Raw genomic sequence first — 23,466 nt, 5'->3', positions numbered from 1 at the left:
CGCCACCTATCGCTCAGCCTGCGATCGCACTGAAGCCATGATCAGCGGAAGCAGACGGACAAAACTTCGGGCCGCTATCGAAACAGCGACCCGAACCACGACGGCTGTCTGCGTTCGATACGATAGAGTAGTCCCGGCTTCAGGATGAATTCTCCGGACCGAAGGGCGTCAACGTCGAAATCTCCATTCTGTCGGCGCGGCGCGATGCCGGCAAAGACATAGCGCCGGCCAAAATCGTCGACGACGGACTCCGGGATTTCCCGGTTTGCGTAGAGCCCGACTGATTGGCCGGTAGGCTTTGCGTCATGCAGAATGAAGTATTCAATGGACCGACCCCGTTGTGGTGGCGCGAACGGCATGGCTTTTCCTCCCAAGTCGTTGGCGGCGCTCGGGCGCCTTTTTCTTAGCCCCGCTGCCGGCGCCGTGGACGAAGCGGCTAACGGGGCGCGGCGCAATTTTTAGAACTCTCCGAAAGGCAATCGGTTCAAGAGCCGGACCGCAGCGACCCGAAGCGCCGATGGCCCTTTCTGTTTCTAGTCTTTCCACGGATCGAATTCGCCATCACCGGCCATGACGACGACGAACGGGGTGAGTCTGTGCAGCACGCGGACGCTACTGGTATGATGCGCAAGCACCTCATCCAACCGGCGATAGGCCATCGGGCTCTCGTCTAGATCGGCCCCTACGAGCGTGACGCCCCGCGACCGCAACCATTCATCCATTTGCTGGCGCGAAAACCGCCGTTTGGCTTCCTTGCGACCGAAGACGCGGCCAGCGCCGTGGACCGTGGAGTAAAGCGACGCCTTTGCCTGTGGGCTGTCGATGCCTTCGAGGATCACGGCATCATCACCCATCGAGCCGCCGACAAAGCCACGCTGGCCGGGGAACGCCGGGGTGGCGCCCTTACGGACAACCCAGAGATCGCGGCCGCCGTGCATCTCGCGCCAAGCGTAGTTGTGATGGTTATGAACGAGATCGGTGATGTGGCCGCCGATGATCTGGCGCACGCGCTCGACAACCCACTCCCGTCCTGCATAGGAATACCGGCCGGCGAGTTCCATGGCCGCGATGTAGCGCGTCCCCAACTCGGAGTCTTCATCGACGACCGCGGGCGGGACGTTCATGCCATCCTGTCCGCCAGCGGCTTTCAGGTAGCGCGTCGCGCTCGTGTGGCCGAGGCCGCGTGAGCCGAAGTGCACGCCAATCCAGACGAAGCCGTCTTCGTCGCGCAGAAGATCGACATAGTGGTTCCCAGACCCGACGGTGCCGAGCTGGGCGGCTGCCTTCGGCCGATAGGCGTCCATATCCGACGCCTTCCACGCGTCGCCATCGTCGAAAAGATCATGCTCGACGCGATCTGCATTGGTCCGGCCGACGCCGAACGAGATTACCTTCGCTATATCGCGCGCGATGTCGCCAATCTTGCTCTCGATCGACGCAAAGGGCGTATCGAGGCGAACGGCCATGTTCCCGCACCCGATGTCGAAGCCGACACCGGAAATCGAAATTTGTTTCTCGTAGGCGATAACACCACCAACGGGCTGGGCATAACCCAAATGGCCATCAGCGCAGACGACGCCGGCGACGACGTTACCGACGCTCATGCAGTTCTGCATCTGGGTGACCGTCGCCTCGTGGTGCGTGCCGATGATCTTCATGGGCGCATCGCGATACTTGTCGTCCTGGGGCCGAAGATTGGCGATTGACTTCGCAGCGTCGGCTGCTTCGCGCGCCAACTGTTCGTCGCGCGCAGCCTGGCGAAAGCCGCACCATGCAGGCCACGGCTTCAGCTCTGGGCCGCGATCGACTTTGACATCGGGGTCCGCATAACCTGCTGCAATAGCAAGCTCACGCGCGCGCGCCTTATAAGGATCAGCTCTCTCTGTCATATTAAGGTCTCCACGATCAAAAGTGGCGCTTCCGGCATGGTCTCGAACGCGTAACAGCCCGTGAAAAAGGGCTGTTCCAACATTGGAGTTACGGAAGCAATTGGTCGGGATGACAGGATTTGAACCTGCGACCCTCCGGTCCCAAACCGGATGCTCTACGCCCTGAGCTACACCCCGACGAAACGCAATTAGCCGATCACGCTTGATAGCGTGACGGTCTACTCGTCGGTCGTGTGGGTCGTCTATTCATGGCGTGAGCGGATAAACTGGTTTCACGAATTTCGCAACCAGTCTTTTCATTTTTTTCAAACGACCTGCAATATCGGTGCGACGCATGACGCGCACCACGCGCGAGAGATCTTGTTTGAATCTTGGATGCGAAAGATCACAATCAATCCATGGAGAAGCGAGGGGTTCTCATCCCTCAGCTTATTGTCCGACTGTCGAGCCAGCTATTTGAGCTTGCGATTGTCGCTCTGGTTATCCCAAGCCGCGGCCCGCGGTGCCATGGACTGCATCCCGCCCCGAACGGCCTCGGCGACATTGCTTGCGTCCTGCGGATCGTGGATGACGGTGGGCCGCAAGAACACGACGAGCTCCGCTCTGGATCTCCCGTTCGTGGTATTGCCGATCAAGTCGCCGAGATAGGGAATCTTGCTCACGACGGGAACGCGCTTCTTCTCGCGATCGACCTGCTCGCTGATGAGACCACCAAGCACGACCATTTGTCCGCTCTGCACCGCAATCGTACTGCTGATGCGACGCTGCGAAATGGTCGGCGTCAACGTCTCGGAGTTCGTGGCGCCTGTAACGGCGCTGATTTCCTGCCCGATCTCCATCGTCACGAGACCGTTCGAATTGATCCTCGGCGTCACCTTGAGGATCACACCGGTATTTTTGAACGTGATCTCATTGACGACCGGCGAGTCCGGATTGATGACACTCGTCGCCTGCCGCGTAGTGATCGGAACTTCGTCACCGACCTGTAAGGTGGCCGTCTGATTATGGAGCACCACGACCGACGGTGACGAGACGACACGCACCGCGGTTTCGGTCGCCAGCGCATCGAGCACGACTCTCGGGTTCGACGCGATGTTGCCGACAATGAAGTTCAGGCCGGGCGCGGACGGCGAAATTTCGATCTGCGATCCATTCGTGAAGCCAAGGCCGCCGCCTTTACCGCCGTTCTTCTGCAGGAAGAATTGCACGCCATACTTGAGATTGTCGTTGAGCGTCACTTCCGCAAGCGTGGCATTGATCAGCACCTGCAAGGGCGGCTGATCAATGCGGCGCAGAATGCTGAGGATTTTCCGCAGGTCCGCGCCCGACGCCTTGATGAGCAGCTTGTTGTTGCGCTCATCCGGCGTGACGCGAACCCCCGCCCCGCGGGATCGGCCACCTCCGGCTCCCGAAATCCCCATCGTATCGGCTGCGAGCGATGACGTTACCGCCGACGCTATGGCATTGGCATCAGCCCGTTTGTCGGAAGACGCTCGACCCTCCCGTTCTCCGCCAATGTTGTTACTACCGCTACTACCGCCACGGCTTTGCGAGCTCATGCTGGTGGCGATCTCGGTCGGCGCAACCTGTGTTTCCTCGGCTTGACGGCCGCCGCCGCCACCGCTCGATCCCGTGAACGCTTCCATGAGCAAAGCCGCAAGATCCTTGGCCCGCCCGTTCTCCACGCGGTAGACGTAGAAGTCCTCACCCTCGCCGCCGGCGCGATCGAGCCGGGCGACCCAGGATTCGATCTCATCCAGGAATTTCGATTTCTGTGCCAGAACCAGGATCGCGTTCAATCGGACGATCGGCTGAAAGAGCACGAGCCCCTTGCCCTGCCCTTCGCTCTGGAAGACCTGCTGCAGTTCCTTGATGACATCATCGGGCGCCGCGTTCTTTAGAACATAGATGCCGGCCGACTGGCCCCGCATCCAATCGACGTCGAACGTCGACGCCAGTTGAAGAAGCGATTCACGCTCGCGGCCTGTGCCACGAATGATGAGCAGGTTCTTGTCGACGCTCACGCCGAGTCCGTCTTGACGCGCCGAGACGGACTCGAGCATCCGCATCATCGTCGCGCTCGAAACGAACTTCAGCGGCATGATCGTCACGCCGAACCCTGGACCGACGGACTCACGTTCCCTCGCATAGTCGAAGGAGGAGACGGCTTTGAGATTGCCTTCCGTCATCGGGACAATGCGATAGAGGCTACCCTCGACGATCAAGGAGCCGTGATACATCGCCAACGTACTTTCGAGTATCGAAAGCAATTCCTCACGCGACACGGCGCCACCGGTCGATAGCGTCACACGTCCCTGCACAGCGGGATCGTAGGCGTACGGGATGCTGAGCGTGTCTTTCAATATGACTTTCGCGAGATCCGAAAGCTCGGCGTCGTTGAAATTCAACTCAAAGCCGTTCCGCCCCTGCGTAACCCCGTGCGATGTTTGCCTGGGCTTGGCAACCGTGTCGGTGCCTGGATATTTTTCTGCATAGCCATCGACGTTCGACCGTTCCGCACTTTGCTGTCGCGTAGGCCGTCCGCCATTGGCGGATAAATCCGCATTCGACAATTGGTCGATCATATCCGGCGGCCCCAACGAGGGCACCGCGCCCGGAGACGAACAGGCGGCAAGCACCGCACAAACCAGGCTCGCCAGGAACGAACGGGCCCGGCAAATCATTAGCGAGCGCCGCGCGCCGCTAAGTGCTGAATCGGAAACTTGCAGGATCTTACCCTCTTGCGATCGAGCTTCGAACGCGGTCGATCGGCCAATACTTCTCTTGCTCACGCGGAGTCCGCGAAACCTGGACCAGCCAAAATGCGAGCATTCCCCCTTCTTTCTCGTTCACGACGCTAGACCCTCGATGACTCGAAACAGAGCGCGCGACGCCTTATCGCGATCGCTTTGCACATCGCACGAGTTTCCTTCGTCGCTCGTCGTCTTTGAAATTCGTCTGTTGCCCACACGTAACGTCATAAATCCTTCGCAACGCACGCCCTCGCCTCGCACATCACCATCCGCCGCGCGCGCACCCCGCACGATGGTTCATCGACGAAGGCATCGGCCGGACGACAGTCGTCGGCGACTTCGCCGAGACCAGAGTCCGAATACCATCATCGTCTGCTTGTTGATGTCCCCCGCAATGCCATGACATCCGCCTGTCACAGCTTTGCGACAATGTCCGCCGCGCGATGCCGCACGGCATTGAGCAATCGTAACTTTGCATCCAGGGCCACTGCCTCGAGCGGGTCCGGTAGTGCGCAAACCCCTTGGCCCACGGTGGACGGTACTCAAATCCAAAGCGCTAGAACGAGCGATCACGCGAGCGTCGCGAGAGAGGACGCGCCCGCGTTCGAGGACTACCTGCTGGAGCGTGGCCTCATATCAAGGTCTGACTTCGACAAGGTCGAGCGCTTTCGCCGGGAAACAGGCGCGACGCTGCGTGCCGCTTTACGAAAGTCCTCTGCGCTGACAACGCACGCGCTGGTTCACGCCGTTGCCGAATATCACGGCGTTCGAGTGGTCCGCGAAGACCAATGGCTGAACCAGCCATCCGCTTTCAGCAGCATTTCCCATGCGTTCTTGCGCGAGAATAAAGTCCTTCCGCTCGAAGGGGTCGACGGCGCGGTGCTCCTCGCCATGGAGGATCCATCCGACGTCAAGACGATCAACGCCGTGCGTCTCGCATTGGAGCGCCCGATCATCCCCCTCGCCGCATCGGCCGAGGACATTCAGAACGCGATCGAGCATGCGGCCCGTCGCCGTGATGCGCCGTCGGTTTGGACGGAGGCGCCAACCGAAACATCAGGCGACGACGTCGAGCATTTGCGCGACATGGCGCTCGGCGCGCCGGTCGTACGATTTGTAAATCAAATGCTTAAGGACGCGGTCCACGCGCGCGCCACCGACATCCATATCGAGCCGTTCGACGGTCTCCTTGCCATTCGCATGCGCGTGGATGGCATGCTTCGTGATACGACGCCGCCTCCATCGCAAATGTCGAAGGCGATCATCTCGCGGATCAAGATCCTTTCCGGCCTGAACATTGCCGAGCGGCGGCTGCCTCAAGACGGACGCGCCCGCATCCGCGTCGACGACCATCGCCTCGATTTGCGCATAGCAACCATACCGACGATCCATGGCGAGGCCGTCGCAATCCGCTTGCTCGACAACGTCCGCCGCGTCTTGGACTTCTCCGCACTCGGCTTTTCACCACGCGATGAGAACGTCATTCGCAAAGAGCTTTCAGCTCCCTATGGGCTGATCCTCGTCACGGGGCCAACTGGCAGCGGCAAAACCACCACGCTCGCGACCGCGCTTTCCGTACTCAATCAATCGCACCGGAAAATCCTCTCCATCGAGGACCCCATCGAGTACGAGATCAAAGGCGTAAATCAAACGCAGGCGAAACCCGCGATCGGCCTGACCTTCGCGAGCGCTTTGCGTTCGTTCTTGAGGCACGACCCCGACGTCATGATGGTCGGCGAAATGCGCGATGCCGAAACAGCAAGCATCGGCATTCATGCGGCACTTACAGGCCATCTCGTGCTGTCGACGCTCCATACGAACACCGCTGCGGGCGCCATCCCGCGCCTTCTCGATATGGGCATAGACGCCTTCCTTCTTGCCTCATCGCTCCGCTGCGTCATCGGTCAGCGGCTCGTGAGAGTGTTGTGCTCCCACTGCAAGAAATTGGCGGCGGCGCCGGAAGAAGCCTTCTTTTCCCCGCAACACCGATCGACCGCGTCGGCGTTAGCCGTGCAAGAGCAGTGGCATGCTGTCGGTTGCGATCGATGCTTTGGCACCGGCTACAGCGACCGTATCGTCATCGCTGAGGTGCTCGACGTGGACGATGAGATCCGCAATCTCATCCAGCCAAATGCGCGCCCGGCAGCGATCGAGGACGTGGCATGCCGCAACGGCATGACCAAAATGATCACGGACGGGCTCGCGAAGTGCCGCGCCGGGCTGACCACGCCCGAGGAAGTGCGCCGGGTGGCGCTTGATATATAGCCGCCGCGAGGATCTCCAGTGACGCTCTACCGATATAGCGCTGTTACCCGCAGCGGCGGCAAACTGACCGGCGAAATGGAAGCCGTCAGTCCCGCCAGCGTCATCGAGTACCTGCACAAACTCGGACACATGGCGATCGATGTCAGCGAGGGTAAGCGCGCTGGCCAAGCGAAGGGCGCGATCGGAAATATCTCCGGCAAACCCTCCGAAAGCCAGATTACCCTCTTTACGCGCGAGCTCGCCATGCTGCTGAAAGCGGGCCTTCCGCTCGATCAATGTCTCGGCTTCTTGCAAAGGGATGCGCGCTCCAAAAACTTGAAGCGGCTCATCGGCGACATCGCCGGGCTGATCAGGAGTGGAAAGAGTTTCCACGAAGCCCTGGAGGCCCAAGGCAAGGCATTCCCGCCCATCTACGTCAGCATGGTACGCGTCGCCGAGGCGAGCGGCACGCTCGAACCTGTTCTCGATCGCATCGCGCAATGGCGCGAAAAAGCGCAAAAGCTCCGGGGCAAAGCCCTGTCGCAGGTTCTCTATCCGAGCATCTTGATTGTCGTCGCCATCGCCGCCGTCACGATCATGCTTCTGTTCGTCGTGCCGCGCTTCAAGCAAATGATCATCCAGGGCGGCACAACTATTCCCGAACAGGCCCGCGTCGTCATCGGAGCCTCAGATTGGCTTATCGCCAATGGCCACTATTTGCTCATGGGGCTCAGCCTCTCCGTGCTGGCGATAATCTTCGCCTGGCAACGGGGGCTAGGCCGGCAAAGGATAGAGACGTCGTTGCTTCGTATGCCGCTGATCGGCACGATTATGCAGCTCAATCTCACGATCCGCTTCTGCCGCGCACTTGGAATTCTGCTTGAGAACGGAGTTGCATTGCCCGTCGCGATGAAACTCGTGCGTGACGTCATCAACAGCAAGTTCGCAGCCGACGTTCTCGACGAAACCTACGACGCGCTTCGCAAAGGAAAGAGCTTCCTCGAACCGTTGTCACGCTCCGGCCTGTTCCCGCCCGTCGTCGTCAACATGCTGCGCGTCGGCGAAGAGACCGGCAACCTCACGGCATCGCTCTCTCACATGGCGGACATGTTCGAGGAGAAGCTCGAGACGTCGGTACAGCGGACGTTCACGATTATGGAGCCCGTCATCATTCTGCTCGTGAGCGGATTTGTCGCCGGCATCATCATGTCCATTCTGAGCGCCGTCATCAGCGTCAATGACTTGGCGCTCTAGCAACGTCGACACACGATCGAAAAGGAAAGGCCATGTATTCAATGCTCCATCTATCGCGCCGCAGACGCCATGGCGAGCCACAGGCCAAGCGCGGCACGCAGGACGGACGCAACGCGCGGGACCGATCCCACGAGGCAGGCTTCACGCTCATCGAACTTCTGGTGGTGATGGTGATCCTCGTGCTGCTCGCGAGCCTCGTTGCGCCCCGCGTCATAGGCTATCTCGGCAGCTCGCGTACGAAGACCGCCAAGGTCCAGATCTCGAGCCTCGCCACCTCGCTCGAATTGTTCAAGCTCGATGCCGGCCGTTATCCAGATGCGCGCGAGGGATTGAGCGCGCTCGTGCAGCGGCCTACCGGCATCAATGCCTGGAACGGCCCCTATCTAAAGACCGATCGGGTGCCGCTCGATCCGTGGGGACAGCCCTACATTTACCGCGTCCCCGGCCAGCGCGCCGCTTTCGACGTCATTTCGCTGGGCGCCGATAAGCGTGAGGGTGGAGGAGGCGAGGATCAGGATGTCTCGACCGGCGATTAGCCCGCCCGGCAATCGCGCCGCCGGCTTCACGTTGCTCGAGGTTCTGGCCGTTATGGTTGTTCTCGGCATGATGGTCGTCGCACTGTCCGCGTTCAATCGCCCGGGAACGGGCGCGCTGGAGCTGAAGGCGGCTGCGATAGAGACGGCTTCCCGCTTACGCGACCTGCGCTCGGACGCCATCGCCAGGGGAAAGGACCGCGTGGCAATCATCGACGTCAACGCCCGCGGGGTCGCGTTCAGCGATGGACGCGCACCCGTGGCCATCAATCGCGCCATTGCTGTCGACGTGACTGCCGCTGAAAGCGAACGCCGCTCCCCGACGGCGAGCGGAATTCGCTTCTTCCCGAACGGCAGCTCCACGGGAGCGACGATCAAACTGAGTTCTGAAAGGCAAGCGTATGAGGTTCGCGTCAACTGGCTCACAGGCCGCGTGTCGACAAGGGTGCTCAATTGAGGAACTGGCCGCAGATCCCCGCGCAGGCTTCACGCTTCTCGAGACCATGACGGCTCTGACGATCCTCGCAATTGCGTTCGTCAGCCTATACGAGGCGCACGCGGCCGCCATGCGGGCGGCGAGCGCTGCCACAGACGGAACACGAGCACGCATCATTGCCCAATCCCTGCTCGCAGAGGCCGCCCGCGGATGGAACATTCATCCAGGTTCACGCAGTGGCTCGGACGGCCGCTTCAAGTGGTCGATCGATATCGCGCGGGAAGAAGCGGCTTGGGGCCTCATCAAATCCGATCAATGGCGCCTCAACCGCATCCGCGTCGCTGTCACCTGGGACCGGGCGAGACGCCTCCAACTTGATACGCTGAAGTTCGGACGCGCCGATGAATAGCTTCCAACCGTTGCCTAAAAGCCGGACGGACGTTCCCCTCAGGCGGCCAGACGAAGCCGGCTTCACGCTCGTCGAATTGCTCGTCAGCATCACGATTCTGAGCGTCGTTCTCGCGCTCTTGGGTGTTGGGATCCGCATCTTCTCGACGAACTGGGAGGCGAACTCAAAACATATCGAGACCTTGGACATGGTCTCCCGCTCGTATGACATCCTGAACAGAGATGCAGCGGGCCTGCAGCGCTTGATCAACGCCGACGGGGCATCTCCGCGCTACCTCTTTTCCGGCGAGCGCGATGCGCTCTCCTTCGTCACCGTCGAGCCGCCTTACCCATCTGAGACAGGTCTCTACTTCGTCCGCTATTCGGCCGGCTCAGGGGACCAAGGCACGGAGCTGATCAGAGCGCGCGCGCCTTATCAGCCCGCCATGCAAACTTTTCCGGGCGCGACGCCGGCAAATCATGTGTCTCTCCTCGAGGGACCATTCGCCTATCGGTTTTCCTACGCGATGGCGAACGATGGGCAGAAGAGTTGGCTTATATCGTGGCCCTATCAAAATCGGCTGCCCGATCTCGTCCGCCTCGAGATCATCGACGTCAGAGAGCAGAAGCCCCTCGCCCCGCCGCTCGTAGTGGCCATCCGTGCTGACGCGGAACTTGCCTGCATCGAGGAGAAGTCTCCGCTTTGCAGCGCCGCGAAGGACGGCGCACTTGGGAAAGCATCAAACAGTGATCACGACGAAGCCAACCCCAGAGAGAAAGCTGAACATGAGTAGACCGGTCTTTCCACTATCGGGCGCGTACAGCGACAGAGATGCGGGCAGACAACGCGGCGTGGCGCTCCTCATCGTTCTGTGGATCATCGCATCCGCGGCTCTTCTCGTGTCGGCCTTCGGCGTCACAGCCCGCAGCGGAGCGTCTTTAGCATCGTCTGAAATTCAGATAACGACCGCAGAAGCGCTTCTCGACGCGGGCGCCGAAATCGCCGCCGCACACTTGATCGACGACGATGCGGACCTGCGATGGCTGGCAGATGGCAAGCCCCATCAGGTGGTGTTTGCTGGTGCCAACCTGAAGATCACCATAGCGGACCCCAACGGCCTCATCGACCTGAACAGAGCCGATGGCGGCCTTCTACTCGGCCTCTTTCGGCAATTCACCTCGTCCGAGCAACAAGCGAGAGAAATCCGCGATCGCATTCTCAAGACTCGCGGCGAGGCGGCCGGCGATTTGGACCAGAATATTAAAAACACCAGCGCGAAATCGAACGATCCCTCGCGACCTGCCGCTTTCCTAGACGTTACCCAACTTCGCTACGTCGAGGGCATGACGCTGGAACTCTACAAGCAGCTCCTGCCGTATCTCACCGTCTATAGCCGCGAAGGTCTTGTAAATCCTCTGTCTGCACCCGACGCCGTTCTCTCCTCAATTCCCAACATGACGCTATTCGATATCGAGAAAGTGCGGACGTACATGCGAGCCGCCAGCGATGACCAGTCGAGTGCTCCTCCGGTGATGGACAAAGTCAGCTCATTCTTCACCGACGAAACCGGACCCGCCTATTTGGTGTCCGTCGAAACGCAGAGGCCCGGCCAAGACTATCGCGCAGCGAAGGCCTTCGTTCTCATGCCCGCATTCGACAACGATGCTCCCTACCGTCTGATTTCCGAACGTCCCCTTGCACTCCTCAATTGACCGATATCCAGCACGAGATCGCCCGAGCAGCACCATGACCGTAGACGAACTCTCCAGCGCCGCAGCTCAACTCTATGCACGTTGGATCCGCGACTTGAGCCGCATACTGACGTCCCGCAACTCGGGACCGCGCGGCTGGAGCACGCTTCTGCTGAACACCCCTGAAGGAATATCGGTGCACGCCGGCGACCCAACCGCGAACGGACCTGTCCTGCGGCTCTCGGCGAACGCTGCGCCCGAGGAGATCGCAGCAATGAGAAAGCGCGCCACTCAGGAGGCAGGCAAAGACCACAAGAAGATCCTGTTACGCCTGTCGGCAAGCGACATCGTCGACCGCACCATTCAAATTCCAGCTGCCGCAAGCGATCTCGTCGAGCCCCTGCTGCGAAACCAGATGGAACGCATCGTCCCCTGGCCGGTGGAAGAGACCCACTATGGCTATCAAATCGTCGGCGCCAATGCGGACTCACCGGACCAACTCGACATCTACGTCGCGGCAACGACGCGAAAAATCGTCGACAATGCATTGCTTCGAGCCTATGCGCTCGGGCTGAAACCATACGCCGTCGATTTCGCGTCGGAACCCAAAGCCACGACGGGTATTGAACTCCTGTCCCTGGAAGCAGACGCGCTGAAGCAGACAGAGCAGGTGCTGCACATTGTGTTGATGGTTCTTCTCGCGGCAAGCGTCGCGATGGGAAGCTTCGGCTTCTACCTGGCATTCGACCACATGTCGCGGAACGACGACCTCGAAGTGAAAATTATCGCCAGCAAATCGCAAGTCGAAGAGATCACCAAGCTCAACGACGAAAATACGCGCCTTAAAGAGCAGCGCGAGCATCTGACCAAACGCAAGATCACCGAGCCACCCGCATTTCTCCTATTCGAAGCCATGAGCCGGGCCTTGCCGGACAGCGCCTACCTTACGGAGTTTGAAATTCACGGCCGCGAGACCCGCATAGTTGGAAAGTCCGATGACCCAACGGCATTGATCACGAAACTCGAGGACAGCCCGCATTTTGAGGACGTTCGCTTTTCCGCTCCGACAACCCGCCAAGAAGGCGACTCTGTCGGGACATTCTCAATCGTCGGCCGCGCTGAAGGCGGCGCGAATTTGGAAGACCAGCCATGACCGCGCGCTCAGAGATATCCGCCAACGTCGTTTCCCTTTCGGTATTGGCCGCCGCACTTGCGCTCATGGTGCTATTCGCCGCCGCGCCTTTCGTGCGTTTAAGCACAATCGATGCCGCCATATCGGAGCATCAGGTGGAGCTCTCGAACCTCCAACGGCAGTTGGCCACGGAGGGAGAGGTTCGGAAAGAGAACAGCGAATTGGCCATGCTCGGGCAAGACACGGATCTGCTTCTCAAAGGCGAAACCACAGGAATTGCGGGAGCCAATCTGCAAAAACTGCTGAACAATCTCGTGGTCGCGCACGGCGGAGCCGCATCGAGCTTTCAAATCCTGCCGCCGCAGGAGGATGGAAATTTGGTGCGCATTCCCATGGGTCTCTCGATCAGCGTCGGAGTTGATGGGCTGCGCGATATTCTTTACGACCTGGAAACCGGCACACCGTTGATCTTTCTCGATGAGATTGCCATTCGCTCCAGGCAGGGCGATTTCCAAGCTCCCGATCCGAATTACATCGGCCCATACGATGTGACGCTTCAGTTGAGCGGCTTTGCTAAAAAGAACGGGACGCCCTGAAAGATGAATCAGTACCGTCTCTACCTGATGATCGTGGCTTGTCTGGCTCTTGCCTGCCTGGTCTGGTTCGACAACCAGCAGCCAAGCCCCATGGCTTCTGCGCCGCCCATCGCATCCGGCGAGCCGCAAGACCAAACCGATCCTGACTTGTCATCAAACGATGAAAACAAGCAGTCGAGCCACATCTCGATCGGCAATCCTCTGGTAGCGATCTCGAAAGATGAGCTGAGGGACACGGTCGAGCGCCCGCTGTTCGCACCAACCCGCAGGCGCCCGGTCGAGACCGATACAGCCAAGCACCAGGACACAACATTGATCGGCGAGAAACCTGTCTACGAATTGCTCGGCGTGGTTCTCAACGGCGATCGTGCAATCGCGCTCCTGCGCAATGCCGCCGATGGAACGAGCTTTCGTGTAGAGAGTGGAGATATGGTGGGCAGCTGGCGCGTTGCGACGGTAGAAGCAGCATCCGTATTTCTGGAGCGCAGCGATGGCACACCGCTCTCTGTGAGTCTCAATCACTAAGGGACGACCCAGCACATGGCATGTGGATCGACACGCACATGCTCAGAAAACTTATTCGTCCGGACCGCTTCCGACATTTCGCGGACGAGTGCGTTTCCCGTCGTCGGAATACCCCTGACGAGGCGCCGCCGGAGCATGGCCCGCGGCCCCCCTCACAACCGCCTTCGCCTGGCGGGCACCATAAACAGCGTCGATGACTATGACCTTCTCGATGCCGCTAACGGTATCGGTTGAGCGAACGATAACGTGGTTGCGGTTGCGAAGCAGGCGCTCGAGAATGCTGTGGAGGTCTCCCGAGAGGGTCGCTGACAGCGTGTCGCCGCCCTCGTCGACCTTCTCGATCCCGAGAATTTCGAATCCGTATTTTTCACTGAGGTTCTGAAGGATGCCGCCCACGGCCATGTCTTCAATCGTGAGCGTGACGCTCTCACGCGGACTGTCGCCAGCGACAGTCAGGCTGGCAGCGAGCGAAGGTTGCGCACGAAGCAGGAAGACGCAAGCCACGATAAGAAGATGGCGGCAAACCTTCAGCATTTCCCCTCCGAGACGTATTTCGGGCGGGACAATGCCCCGATGCCGGCCGCCGCGCCACCGAAATATTCCGATGTCTAACTGTCATCGGTTGTTCACAAGACAAAGGCAAAAGGGCGCGACTAACTTCGGAGACACTAAGCATTCATGAGCCAAATTGCTCAGCTATTTCCCACTCCGGTGATGCGCGTTGAAAAGCTTTTGCATGAAGACTTGATACGCCGGTTGACCAGCGAGTTCGCAGCTTCCCGCAAGCTGGATAACGACAAGTCGAACCAACTCTCTCATAGCGAAATTATGAGCCCGAGCGGACGAGAGTCCTTTCTCGAGGTGAGCAAGCTCATCCGGCCGAAGCTCGTCGAGTTCGGTGCCTTACTATTCGGCGAAGACCTCGAGTGGACGATCAAAGAGATCTGGATCAACATCCTCGAAACCGGCGGAAAGCAGGCAATCCACACGCACGCGAATAGCTTCGTATCGGGCGTGCTCTACCTGACAAACTCTCATCGCTCTGCAAATCTGGTCTTTCACAAAAGCCTCGGCGGTACGGATTTCATCTTCAGCAATCAAAACAAAAATGTGAAATACGGTCCGTTCAACGGCAGCAAATGGGCGATGCCGGTGATCTCCGCCGGGGACCTCGTTTTGTTTCCGAGCTATCTGCTTCACGAAGTGCCGGTGAACCACGGCGACCGCCGCATTTCGGTTGCCTTCAACGCGGTTCCAAAACGGCTCGATTCATTCGGCTACGCGGTCAACTTCTCTTGAAATTTGATGATGCTCGCTTTCTAGACCAAAGCCTCTCGTCCAAAAGAAGTTGATCATGCGAACCGTTATCGTGCGCGGCGCCTACATCCCCATGCTGGCACTTGGCGCATCACTGCTCATGCCGGCGCAAACGCGCGCTCAGGAAATGTACGACACGTCCGTTCCGGCCGTTGGCGATATCCTGAAAGAACCCCCGACGACGATGCACATCAGTTTCTCGGAGGGAATTCATCTGACCGAAGTCCGGCTTGTGAGCGTCGATAACGGGCGCGAGATATGGCCAATCGAATGGCCAAAGACGAATGAGGATGTCTTCAAGGTCGAGATCGCAGTGACCAAGCCGCTGCCGCCTGGCAAATACCAACTCGAATGGCTTGCCGATGTGCGTCAGCACTATCACTCGGATGGCGGCGTCATTCCCTTCACCGTCACGTCCCAAGACCTGCAGCAACCGAGCAATCCGGTAATGCCCGTGGCGGTACCACCTGAAGATGCCGCGCCGTCGGATGTTCGTTGAACGTCAATTGCCGCGCTACACCTGACCCTCAAAGGTAGCAGCGTCAAAAGTCGCGCCGCTTGGTCGCGACAAGCCGCCCCGGTCGTCATGGTCCGCCGTGCCTGGTTCATTGAATTAACGGCCGGCAAGGCGACGCGCTGCGCGTGAGCCTCTGGGCGCACTCGCGAAAAGAAAACTGGGAGCCGGAAGCCGGCCCCCAGTCACATTCTTCGGAAGACGGTGCGACCGCGAGATCACGATCGCACCTATGCCGTTAGTTCTTCGCGAGCTGCTGTGCGAGCTCGGCGTTCTTCTCAACCAGAAGCTTCGGCTGATCAGATACGCGGATGAAGATCGGGTTCGTGTAGAACCACAGATCCGCCCAAGCTGCGACGTCGTAGCTTGAGAACTTCTGACCGTTCAAGACCTGCAAGTGGGCAGGGCAGGCCTTGTCGGTGCAGGGGATCGTGTTCTTCGCGTCCGTGATCGCCGTCGGATCGAGATCCGCCAGCGGGTTGCCCTGAGCATCCGTCTCGAGCGGCGTCGAGCGAGGCAGGTTGGTGCCGCGGGCGCGGACGTACTGGTTGCTCTGGACGTTCGGAATAACGAAGCTCATCGTGCGCTTCTGGCCCTGCTTCGTCCACTTGTTGCCATCGAACGTGGCATAAATGGCAGCCGTAGCGTTCGTCGCGTCCGTGTACTTCGGATCAGTCGGCGCAATGACGCCGGTGACCTCGCCGCGAATGAAGTCGACATGGTCGAGCTTCGGCTTGTTCAGCGGCTGCTTGATGCCAACCTGCAGCAACGACGGGTTGTTGAACTTGTACGGCGAGTTGTTCGCCTTGTCCGGATCGGTAACCGTGAGCGTGATCCGAACGGACTTGCCGCGCGGAACAACCAAGGTCTCGCCCATCTTCGCAACATTCGTCACACGAGTGCAGGGCTGGTTCCTCCTGGGGAGCACGCATTCCTCGATAAGCTCGGCCCTGTACGACAACTCGCCGGAGATCAGGTCACCCGAAACAGAGAACGAGTTGCCGGCACGTACCGCATCGACGATCAGCTGCGGACGCAGCAAAACTGAACGGCTGCCAGGACGCGGGATATAGAGCTTCTGATATTCACCAGGATAGAAGTCCTGCGTCGATTCACGAACGTACGGGCTGAACGCGCCGCGGTTGTGCCAATCGGAGCTCGCAAAGAAGAACCAATTGCGGCCTTCGCCGAGCATTGCATCCCACAGGCCGCCGATCTTGGCGCCGTAAATCCCCGTGCCGCCAAAGGTCGTTACGCCAGCGGAGTCGATGCCCGCACCGCCGAAATTTTTGCGATATTCGCCGCGGTTATTGCTGGCCTGATGGCCCGGCATCGTTTCGAAGCCGACTGCAACCGTCGGGCCCGCGTTATTGAAGTCGCGGAAGTGCTCGACGTTGAAGCCACGGTTACCGTTCGGGTCGAACACGCCGGCGCGCTCTACGTGAGCCGGAACGAAGTAGCTCTGCAGCGGATAATTGGCCTGCATCCAGGCAACGCTCGGAACAGCTTTGTTGATGTGGTTCGCCGTGCCGAGCCCGGTGCCGGAGGCATTCGCGACCTTGCCCTTCCAGATGCCGCTATTGGCGACACCCGGCGTACCGCCTGGACCGCTCATATCCGTGTCGCTGCGATCGAACCGGTATTCGAACTCGGCAAGCGCGTCGACGTTGCCCGTGCTGCCCTTCCAATCCCAAGAACGCTGCGCACCGAGAACCGTGCTGCTGACGTGCTCGTGGCCGGGAGAGTTGGTCTCGAGGCCGACGTACAGCATCGGATTTTTAAGCTTCTTCGACATCCGCGAAACTTCGGGATACACGAACTCCTGCAGCATCTGCCAACGCCACATGGCGCGGTGAGGCAGTCCATCGGGAGAGTACGAAGTCGAGTTCGCGACGTCGCCTTTGATTGCGGCGGCGCCAATCGTCTGTTCCCAGAGCTTGCCGCTGCCGGTCTTCGAGGAATCACCTTCCGGATCGTCGTAACGGCAGTCACGTGTGTAGCTGCCGCCGTGGCCTGCCTGTGCCATCCAGTCGAGATCGAACGTATTGATCGACTTGGTGATCATCGTCTCGAGCGAGGTGGTGCCGTCGGTGCAGGTGGTGTGGTTGTGAAAGTCACCCGCCATATAGCTGTCGGTTTCACCGGAATTACCGGCGTTGGCGGGCGCGAACCCGGCAACGCTCGCTGCGATGACCAGCGCTGACGCCTGCACGACGCGGCGACCGTAAGAATCTGATTTAGACATACCCTCTCAATTTCCCTGTAGCCCCATGATTGAACCGCCTCAGAGCGGACCGCGCGACGGATAACTACTGACGATGACAGAGGTCTGAAGGAAAAATAACAGCGTCCGAGGAAAGCACCCTGTCGGCGCACATGAATCGAAACTCATTTCGCCCCATCGCTTTGCACTGTCATAGGCCCGACATCTCGGTGCGTTTAATCCCACTTTGCTCGCGCAGTGAATGGCGGCCACACGCGGCCGAATTCCGCGACCGGGATGTTAGGGAGTCAAATATCCGTTATGACTTTCACGCCGCCTGCCGACGGCAGAACGACGCCGTCAACAGACGTTCCACAGAATTCAGCATTTGCAAGTTTGGCGCGCGAACCGCTTCTGCACTTTCTGCTGATTGGCGCACTGTTGTTTGCGGTCCACGCCGCCGTCACGCCATCGGTGAGCAAAGAGCGGCTCATCGAAGTGACGCCTGAGGTTCGGCAATCGATCATCGACCTCTACAAAGAGAAGCACGACATCGAGCCGAGCAAAGCCGAGCTCACGCGCTTGATCGATAATTGGATCCTCAACGAGGTGACGTATCGTGAGGCGCTCGCTCAGGGTTTAGACCGCGGCGATGACATGATCCGCGAACGCATCATGCAGAAAATGCGCCTTCTCGTATTCGGCAACGTCAATGTCGAAGAGCCGACCCGGCAGCAACTTTCGGAATGGTTCGAAGAGAGACGCGCCCAGTACGACGTTCCGGATTTTGTCGGCTTCTTCGAGGTCCCTTTCACCGGACCGGAAGCCGAGGTCCAGGCAAAAGCAACACTTCAGCAGATCGAATCCGGCAGCGAGCCGGAAGAGGTGCGGTTGCGCGCGCAAATTTTTGCCGACCGCCCCAAGCCAAGTCTCGAATCGTCCTTCGGGAAGACATTTGTCGACCAGATCGCCGCCCTCCCGGTCGGCAAGTGGACGACCCTGCAATCAGCTTCTGGCTGGCATATCGTCCGCCTCGACTCGTTCGTTCCTGGCCACGCCGTTCGAATGGACGAGATCGAGACCCAGCTCATCAATGAGTGGAAAGACGACCGCGCGCGCCGCCTAGGCGTGGCCACGATACGCGACATGGCGAAGGCCTACGTCATCAGGCGCGGTGAGCCATGATCGGCGCTGCACGAAACGTGTTCGCAGGTGTGCCAGCACTTTTATTGACATTGCTGGCCTTCCTCGGCTCGCATTTCAATTCGGCGGGCACGGCATCGGCTCACGAGGCTTCGATGGCCGTGATGACGCTGCGCGAGATGGCGCCGGGTCGCTACTTTACGCAGTGGACGATGCCGCCGACGGAACAGAGCTACCATCCGATTTTTCCCGAACACTGCGTCTGGAACGCACCCGATCTCAACTGTGGTGAAAAGGGTCTAGTCGGTCAGCTGAGTTTTACCGGCCTCGGCAGCAAGCAATCGGCGGCGATGATCCGGGTCATCGCCAAGGAAGGCCCAGTGCATGCCTACACCGTCAGCGCGGCCAATCCTGTGGTGACGCTTGCTCGCGATCCTGGTCATGATCTGAATGCGTGGCTCGACCTTGCCAGCACCTACATCAATCTCGGCATCGATCACATCCTGCGTGGCATCGATCACCTGCTGTTCGTTCTCGGGTTGATCTGGCTTGTACGCGGCCCATGGATGCTCGTTCGCACCATCACGGCTTTCACCATCGCGCATAGCTTGTCGCTGGCCGCAGCGACATTTGGATGGGTTGGTGTTCCCGAGCAGCCGCTCAATGCAGCCATCGCGCTCAGCATCGTTTTTCTTGGCGTGGAGATCGTCAAGCTTCAGCGCGGTCAAATAGGCCTTACGGCTCGCTATCCTTGGTTTGTCGCGTTCATGTTCGGCCTTCTGCACGGACTGGGCTTCGCCACGGCGCTCACTACCATCGGTATTCCGTCCGCAGTCCTGCCGATGGCCCTCCTCTTTTTCAATGTCGGCGTCGAGATCGGACAACTTCTCTTCGTCCTGCTCGTGCTCGCGCTGATGTGGGCTCATCGCACAACACAATCCATGCTGCCTCAATGGGCTGCAGCGTTACCTGCCTACGCCATCGGTAGCGTCGCCTCATTTTGGTTTCTCTCGCGCATCTGAAAGCCAAGGATTTCCCGAAGGAGTCAAAGAAATGAAAATCGCTTCGCTCAAAGCGAGCTTGGCCTTGGCCACGATATTCGCGCTCATGCCCCTCGCGCCTGCGTTTGCGCACACGGGAACGGGCACGTCCGCTGGACTGCTCTCTGGCTTCATGCATCCGATCACCGGCGTCGATCACCTCGTCGCCATGGTGGCAGTCGGCCTATGGGGTGCCCAACTCGGCAATCCCGCGATCTGGATACTGCCGATTGCGTTCCCGCTTGTGATGGCGATCGGCGGCCTCTTCGGCGTCTCGGGATTTGATCTGCCCTTCACGGAAATCATGATTGCGATTTCAGGAATTGCGCTCGGGCTAGCGGTCGCGATGAATATCCGCCCTCCGCTTTGGGTCGCCGCCCTCCTCGTAAGCGTCTTCGCGGTTTTCCACGGCTACGCGCATGGACGCGAGTTGCCTGAAGCCGCCGATCCCCTCGCTTTCGGTGTGGGCTTCGTCGTCGCCACTGGCCTCTTGCATCTCTGCGGCATCGTCATCGGCGTGCTCACCCGTTGGCCGGCCGGCGCACAGCTCGTTCGTGCCAGCGGGGCCGCGATTGGTGCAATCGGCGGATACTTCCTCTTGAGCGCAATGGGATTGGTGGCTTGAAAAAGGGAACGCTGATCCGCGCCATTGCTGCGGCGCTCGCACTCGTCGCCGCGCCCGCGAGCGCCGATGCACATCTCATCAACACGACCCTCGGCGACTTTTACGGCGGCGTGCTTCATCCGCTCTCCGGTCCTGAGGACGTCGTGCCTTGGTTTGCGCTCGCGGTCCTTGCTTCTATTCAGGATTCACGGAACGCACGCTGGTTGTTGTTCGTATTTCCGATCTCCCTTGTGGGAGGAGCGCTGCTGTCGGTTGTTGCACCGGCTCTGTCCATCTCTCCAGCCTGGAACCTTGCAGTCATCGTCGTCACGGGCCTGGCTGTTGCAGCGGCCGCCAAGCTTCCCTTCCCGGTCTTTGTCGGCCTCGGCACGCTCATCGCTCTGCTGCACGGCTACCACAACGGCCAGGCGATGACGCAAGACACGGACCGCCTACTGTTTATCTGCGGGGTCGCAGCGGTCGGTTATGTTTTCGTCACGCTGATTACGGCCCTCGCGATTTCTTTCCTTCAGGGCGGCATGGAATGGCGACTGATCGCATTGCGGGCAAGCGGAAGCTGGGTCGCCGCCGTGGGCGTCATAATGATAGGGCTGCAGCTGCGCACTTCAGCCATGTAAGCGATGCTCGCGCAAAGGTGCGAAGGGCTGCGACCAAACCCAACCCCCCATGTATGCGCGCGCGAACCTTAGGCGGTGCTTTTCTCGCTCATTCGCGCACCGGTCTCAGCATCGAACATGGATATGCTGGAAGCCGGCGCGAACAGCGATATGACGCTCCCTGGCTCCGGCATCGGCTCCCGCCATGCCGTGACAGCGACCAGGCGGACCTTTCCTCCGTCCGTTTCCAAATCGACGAGGAGCGATGCGCCGAGCGGCTGCAGGGCGACAACGGTCGCCGGAAAACGAATGCCCTCGCCACCCGAAGCTTCCAGTTGGATATCCTCGGGACGGCAGCCCAGGATGAAATTCGGATCATTCGGCAACACGCAACCGGCGCTGACGTCCGCCTGCGCGCCGCCAACGGTTATGCCAGCGCCGTCACGTTTCAGGTCCAGGAGATTCATACCCGGACTGCCGATGAAGCGGGCAACGAAGGTGTTGGCAGGCGTCTTATAAACTTCGCGTGCAGTGCCGATCTGCTGGATCACGCCCTTGCACATAATGACGATACGCTGGGCCATCGTCATGGCCTCGACCTGATCATGAGTCACGTAGATCACGGTCTTCTTCTGCTGTTCGTGGAAACGGATCAGCTCGGACCGCATTTCCTCGCGCATGCTCGCGTCGAGGTTCGACAACGGCTCATCGAACAGAAATACATCCGGTTCGCGCACCATCGCCCGGCCGAGCGCAACACGCTGGCGTTGACCGCCGGAGAGCTGTCTCGGCTTGCGATCGAGGAGTTCCGCCAGCCCGAGCAAACCACTCACGCGGGCGACCTGCCACTCGCGCTCAGCCTTGGGCATTCCTTTGACCCGCAAAGGAAAGGCCAGGTTTTCTCCGACCGTCAAATGCGGGTAAAGCGCATAGCTCTGGAAGACCATCGCGATGTCGCGCTCGCTCGGACGCAATCTCGTCACCGCGCGATCACCGATGAAGATTTCGCCGTTGCTTGGGTCCTCCAGTCCGGCGACCATGCGCAAGAGCGTGGTCTTGCCGCAACCGGACGGACCGAGAAGAACGGTGAATTCGCCGCTGCGGATCACAAGATCCAGCTCTGGAATGACATCGGTCGCACCAAAGCTTTTCGATACGCGGCGCAGGGAAACGTCGGCCATTGAAGTCTCGCTGATGGTGGAGCGGGCCGGCACGAAGCCGGCCCCTTCCGTCACTTCTGATAACCGAGCGACTTCATCAGCTCGTCGAGGTTTTTGTTCGCAGTCGAAATAGCTGCGTCGGAGGTCGACTTTCCGACCCAGGCCGCGAACAGCTGATCGTAAACGGTCCGCTGCATCTCAACATATTCCGCGAGCCCGGACGTCAACGGAACCAGCACTTCCGTCTCTTTGACAGGCTTCAGGAAGGGAAACTTCGTCAGCCATTTATCGTTGTTGTAGACGTCAGCGCGATAGGCGCCTGATGCACCGGCTTCGAGCATGATGTCTTGCCCTTCAGCACTCGTGACGAACGCGATGAACTGATACGACGCATCCGGCTTCGGTGCATTAGCTGCAATCGCGATCTGGTAGCCGCCGATATAATCGGTGCGCTTTCCGTCGAGCGTCTCACGCGGAGGCAGCGCATACGCGACCTTGCCGAGAACCTTGCTGGTTTCGGGATTTTCGATGTCGGGGAAGAATCCGAACCAGTTGATGTACATTGCAGCGTTGCCCTGCATGTACGCATTGGTGGCTTCGGCGTAGCCCATCTCGTTTGCGCCAGGCGCGGTGAAAGGCTTGATCTCGAGCCAGCGATCCAGTGCCTTCCGGCCGTTGCCGTCGTTCTCCAGCATCGGCTTGAAATTCTTGTCCCAGACGAACTGGGTAGAGTTCGGCGGCATCGGAAGGCTTGCGAGACGCACGGTCCACTCCGAATACCCGCCATCCTGCTCGCCCGGCATGCTCACGACGCCGTAGACGTTGTTGGCCGGATCGTTCAGCTTCTCCGCGTGAGCCTTGAATTCATCCCACGTCTTCGGCGGTTCTTTGAGGCCGGCCTTCTCGAAAAGATCGGTACGATAGCCCATCACTTCGATGAAGAAATCGACGGGCGCAGCCCAGCGCTTGCCGTCAATGACGTCGTAGGCGTCCGCGATGCCCGGCAAGAACGCGTCCCACTCGACTTTCTCTTTTGCTTTTTCCTCGAGAGGCTCGAACGGCTGAACCCACTTGTTCTTCACGAAAATTGGCAGCCAGATGCAGTCCAGCACCATCATGTCGTATTCATCGGACCCAGCGGTGCCGAGCAGAACTTGCTTGTTGTAGGCATCTGAGTAAGGAAACTGGTCGACCGTGACTTTGATACCGGTCTTCGTTTCGAAGACCTTCGCCGCCGCCTTGAGGCCGAGACCATAGGGCTCGCCGGTGGCGATGATCCGCAGCTCTTCCGCTTTCGCGACAGAAAGCGTTCCGCCAAAAACTGCGGCCAGCACCGAGCCACCCAACAGCACCGCACCAGCATGCTTTGCCAAATTTCTCGAACTCATCCCGTCACCCCTTTTCAGGCCTGCACTTTCGTGACAGTA

Annotated in this window: 23 protein-coding genes and 1 tRNA gene; 16 read left to right on the top strand and 8 right to left on the bottom strand. The window is 59.6% G+C overall.

The window, feature by feature from the left end:
• Positions 1-74: 74 nt before the first annotated feature.
• From BM399_RS06360 to gspD, 4 genes are all read right to left on the bottom strand, one after another.
• Positions 75-359 (bottom strand): hypothetical protein, encoded by a 285-nt coding sequence (locus BM399_RS06360; protein WP_092865676.1) that lies wholly within the window; start codon positions 357-359, stop codon positions 75-77.
• Positions 360-533: 174 nt separating this feature from the next.
• Positions 534-1,889, bottom strand: coding sequence for an RtcB family protein (locus BM399_RS06355; RefSeq protein WP_092865673.1), 1,356 nt, complete (start codon positions 1,887-1,889; stop codon positions 534-536).
• Positions 1,890-1,990: 101 nt separating this feature from the next.
• Positions 1,991-2,066, bottom strand: a tRNA-Pro gene (locus BM399_RS06350).
• Between the two features lie 275 nt (positions 2,067-2,341).
• Entirely contained in the window at positions 2,342-4,474 is a 2,133-nt protein-coding gene (gene gspD, locus BM399_RS06345; protein ID WP_244531101.1) for a type II secretion system secretin GspD, read from the bottom strand.
• Positions 4,475-5,173: 699 nt separating this feature from the next.
• On the opposite strand from gspD, the gene BM399_RS06340 reads away from it, so the two are divergent.
• Genes BM399_RS06340 through BM399_RS06295 form a run of 10 tightly spaced genes read left to right on the top strand, consistent with a single transcriptional unit; the run spans position 5,174 to position 13,441 of the window.
• Entirely contained in the window at positions 5,174-6,907 is a 1,734-nt protein-coding gene (locus BM399_RS06340; RefSeq protein ID WP_244531100.1) for a GspE/PulE family protein, read from the top strand.
• A gap of 18 nt (positions 6,908-6,925) precedes the next feature.
• The gene (locus tag BM399_RS06335; RefSeq protein ID WP_244531099.1) at positions 6,926-8,140 is read left to right on the top strand and encodes a type II secretion system F family protein; all 1,215 of its coding nucleotides are present in this window, start codon (positions 6,926-6,928) and stop codon (positions 8,138-8,140) included.
• 32 nt (positions 8,141-8,172) lie between these two features.
• The gene (gspG, locus tag BM399_RS06330; RefSeq protein WP_244531098.1) at positions 8,173-8,676 is read left to right on the top strand and encodes a type II secretion system major pseudopilin GspG; all 504 of its coding nucleotides are present in this window, start codon (positions 8,173-8,175) and stop codon (positions 8,674-8,676) included.
• Positions 8,657-9,130: a GspH/FimT family pseudopilin gene (locus BM399_RS06325; RefSeq protein ID WP_092865664.1), complete on the top strand. Its 474-nt coding sequence runs from the start codon at positions 8,657-8,659 to the stop codon at positions 9,128-9,130. The genes gspG and BM399_RS06325 overlap by 20 nt, the downstream gene beginning before the upstream one ends.
• Positions 9,075-9,518 (top strand): type IV pilus modification PilV family protein, encoded by a 444-nt coding sequence (locus tag BM399_RS06320; RefSeq protein ID WP_092865660.1) that lies wholly within the window; start codon positions 9,075-9,077, stop codon positions 9,516-9,518. The genes BM399_RS06325 and BM399_RS06320 overlap by 56 nt, the downstream gene beginning before the upstream one ends.
• The gene (locus tag BM399_RS06315) at positions 9,511-10,290 is read left to right on the top strand and encodes a PulJ/GspJ family protein (RefSeq protein WP_092865657.1); all 780 of its coding nucleotides are present in this window, start codon (positions 9,511-9,513) and stop codon (positions 10,288-10,290) included. The genes BM399_RS06320 and BM399_RS06315 overlap by 8 nt, the downstream gene beginning before the upstream one ends.
• Positions 10,283-11,209: a type II secretion system minor pseudopilin gene (locus BM399_RS06310; protein WP_092865654.1), complete on the top strand. Its 927-nt coding sequence runs from the start codon at positions 10,283-10,285 to the stop codon at positions 11,207-11,209. Before BM399_RS06315 ends, BM399_RS06310 begins: the two co-directional genes overlap by 8 nt.
• Positions 11,210-11,243: 34 nt before the next feature.
• Positions 11,244-12,341: a PilN domain-containing protein gene (locus BM399_RS06305; protein WP_092865651.1), complete on the top strand. Its 1,098-nt coding sequence runs from the start codon at positions 11,244-11,246 to the stop codon at positions 12,339-12,341.
• The gene (gene gspM / locus BM399_RS06300) at positions 12,338-12,916 is read left to right on the top strand and encodes a type II secretion system protein GspM (protein ID WP_092865647.1); all 579 of its coding nucleotides are present in this window, start codon (positions 12,338-12,340) and stop codon (positions 12,914-12,916) included. The genes BM399_RS06305 and gspM overlap by 4 nt, the downstream gene beginning before the upstream one ends.
• A gap of 3 nt (positions 12,917-12,919) precedes the next feature.
• Complete coding sequence (locus tag BM399_RS06295) at positions 12,920-13,441, top strand: hypothetical protein (RefSeq protein ID WP_092865644.1); 522 nt, start codon at positions 12,920-12,922, stop codon at positions 13,439-13,441.
• 51 nt (positions 13,442-13,492) lie between these two features.
• On the opposite strand, the gene BM399_RS06290 is transcribed toward BM399_RS06295, so the two are convergent.
• Positions 13,493-13,975 (bottom strand): hypothetical protein, encoded by a 483-nt coding sequence (locus BM399_RS06290; protein ID WP_092865641.1) that lies wholly within the window; start codon positions 13,973-13,975, stop codon positions 13,493-13,495.
• 144 nt (positions 13,976-14,119) lie between these two features.
• Between BM399_RS06290 and BM399_RS06285 the strand changes: the two genes are divergently transcribed.
• Positions 14,120-14,740 carry a TIGR02466 family protein gene (locus BM399_RS06285; protein WP_092865638.1) on the top strand — a complete coding sequence of 207 codons (621 nt, stop codon included), beginning with the start codon at positions 14,120-14,122 and terminating at the stop codon, positions 14,738-14,740.
• Between the two features lie 55 nt (positions 14,741-14,795).
• Positions 14,796-15,257 carry a copper resistance CopC family protein gene (locus tag BM399_RS06280; RefSeq protein ID WP_092865635.1) on the top strand — a complete coding sequence of 154 codons (462 nt, stop codon included), beginning with the start codon at positions 14,796-14,798 and terminating at the stop codon, positions 15,255-15,257.
• A gap of 253 nt (positions 15,258-15,510) precedes the next feature.
• On the opposite strand, the gene BM399_RS06275 is transcribed toward BM399_RS06280, so the two are convergent.
• Positions 15,511-17,517, bottom strand: coding sequence for a hypothetical protein (locus BM399_RS06275; protein WP_177228054.1), 2,007 nt, complete (start codon positions 17,515-17,517; stop codon positions 15,511-15,513).
• Between the two features lie 279 nt (positions 17,518-17,796).
• On the opposite strand from BM399_RS06275, the gene BM399_RS06270 reads away from it, so the two are divergent.
• The 4 genes from BM399_RS06270 to BM399_RS06255 are packed head-to-tail and all read left to right on the top strand — an operon-like array spanning position 17,797 to position 20,900.
• Positions 17,797-18,660, top strand: a complete 864-nt coding sequence (locus BM399_RS06270) for a peptidyl-prolyl cis-trans isomerase (protein ID WP_177228053.1) — start codon at positions 17,797-17,799, stop codon at positions 18,658-18,660.
• Entirely contained in the window at positions 18,657-19,640 is a 984-nt protein-coding gene (locus BM399_RS06265; protein ID WP_092865628.1) for a HupE/UreJ family protein, read from the top strand. Before BM399_RS06270 ends, BM399_RS06265 begins: the two co-directional genes overlap by 4 nt.
• Positions 19,641-19,671: 31 nt before the next feature.
• Complete coding sequence (locus BM399_RS06260) at positions 19,672-20,283, top strand: HupE/UreJ family protein (protein WP_092865625.1); 612 nt, start codon at positions 19,672-19,674, stop codon at positions 20,281-20,283.
• Complete coding sequence (locus tag BM399_RS06255) at positions 20,280-20,900, top strand: HupE/UreJ family protein (RefSeq protein WP_177228052.1); 621 nt, start codon at positions 20,280-20,282, stop codon at positions 20,898-20,900. The genes BM399_RS06260 and BM399_RS06255 overlap by 4 nt, the downstream gene beginning before the upstream one ends.
• Before the next feature lie 68 nt (positions 20,901-20,968).
• On the opposite strand, the gene BM399_RS06250 is transcribed toward BM399_RS06255, so the two are convergent.
• Together BM399_RS06250 and BM399_RS06245 are read right to left on the bottom strand one after the other, a co-directional pair.
• Positions 20,969-22,060: an ABC transporter ATP-binding protein gene (locus BM399_RS06250; RefSeq protein ID WP_092866457.1), complete on the bottom strand. Its 1,092-nt coding sequence runs from the start codon at positions 22,058-22,060 to the stop codon at positions 20,969-20,971.
• A gap of 50 nt (positions 22,061-22,110) precedes the next feature.
• Positions 22,111-23,427 carry an ABC transporter substrate-binding protein gene (locus BM399_RS06245; protein ID WP_092865619.1) on the bottom strand — a complete coding sequence of 439 codons (1,317 nt, stop codon included), beginning with the start codon at positions 23,425-23,427 and terminating at the stop codon, positions 22,111-22,113.
• Between the last annotated feature and the right edge of the window lie 39 nt (positions 23,428-23,466).

The organism is Hyphomicrobium facile (assembly GCF_900116175.1).
In the GTDB taxonomy this organism is placed as follows: domain Bacteria; phylum Pseudomonadota; class Alphaproteobacteria; order Rhizobiales; family Hyphomicrobiaceae; genus Hyphomicrobium_B; species Hyphomicrobium_B facile.
This window is presented reverse-complemented; position numbering and strand designations above follow the sequence as displayed.

Coding starts and splice junctions, on each gene's coding strand:
- BM399_RS06360 (WP_092865676.1), bottom strand. CDS start 359: ATGCCGTTCGCGCCACCACAACGGGGTCGGTCCATTGAATACTTCATT.
- BM399_RS06355 (WP_092865673.1), bottom strand. CDS start 1,889: ATGACAGAGAGAGCTGATCCTTATAAGGCGCGCGCGCGTGAGCTTGCT.
- gspD (WP_244531101.1), bottom strand. CDS start 4,474: ATGATCGACCAATTGTCGAATGCGGATTTATCCGCCAATGGCGGACGG.
- gspG (WP_244531098.1), top strand. CDS start 8,173: ATGTATTCAATGCTCCATCTATCGCGCCGCAGACGCCATGGCGAGCCA.
- BM399_RS06325 (WP_092865664.1), top strand. CDS start 8,657: ATGTCTCGACCGGCGATTAGCCCGCCCGGCAATCGCGCCGCCGGCTTC.
- BM399_RS06320 (WP_092865660.1), top strand. CDS start 9,075: ATGAGGTTCGCGTCAACTGGCTCACAGGCCGCGTGTCGACAAGGGTGC.
- BM399_RS06315 (WP_092865657.1), top strand. CDS start 9,511: ATGAATAGCTTCCAACCGTTGCCTAAAAGCCGGACGGACGTTCCCCTC.
- BM399_RS06310 (WP_092865654.1), top strand. CDS start 10,283: ATGAGTAGACCGGTCTTTCCACTATCGGGCGCGTACAGCGACAGAGAT.
- BM399_RS06305 (WP_092865651.1), top strand. CDS start 11,244: ATGACCGTAGACGAACTCTCCAGCGCCGCAGCTCAACTCTATGCACGT.
- gspM (WP_092865647.1), top strand. CDS start 12,338: ATGACCGCGCGCTCAGAGATATCCGCCAACGTCGTTTCCCTTTCGGTA.
- BM399_RS06295 (WP_092865644.1), top strand. CDS start 12,920: ATGAATCAGTACCGTCTCTACCTGATGATCGTGGCTTGTCTGGCTCTT.
- BM399_RS06290 (WP_092865641.1), bottom strand. CDS start 13,975: ATGCTGAAGGTTTGCCGCCATCTTCTTATCGTGGCTTGCGTCTTCCTG.
- BM399_RS06285 (WP_092865638.1), top strand. CDS start 14,120: ATGAGCCAAATTGCTCAGCTATTTCCCACTCCGGTGATGCGCGTTGAA.
- BM399_RS06280 (WP_092865635.1), top strand. CDS start 14,796: ATGCGAACCGTTATCGTGCGCGGCGCCTACATCCCCATGCTGGCACTT.
- BM399_RS06275 (WP_177228054.1), bottom strand. CDS start 17,517: ATGTCTAAATCAGATTCTTACGGTCGCCGCGTCGTGCAGGCGTCAGCG.
- BM399_RS06270 (WP_177228053.1), top strand. CDS start 17,797: ATGACTTTCACGCCGCCTGCCGACGGCAGAACGACGCCGTCAACAGAC.
- BM399_RS06265 (WP_092865628.1), top strand. CDS start 18,657: ATGATCGGCGCTGCACGAAACGTGTTCGCAGGTGTGCCAGCACTTTTA.
- BM399_RS06260 (WP_092865625.1), top strand. CDS start 19,672: ATGAAAATCGCTTCGCTCAAAGCGAGCTTGGCCTTGGCCACGATATTC.
- BM399_RS06250 (WP_092866457.1), bottom strand. CDS start 22,060: ATGGCCGACGTTTCCCTGCGCCGCGTATCGAAAAGCTTTGGTGCGACC.
- BM399_RS06245 (WP_092865619.1), bottom strand. CDS start 23,427: ATGAGTTCGAGAAATTTGGCAAAGCATGCTGGTGCGGTGCTGTTGGGT.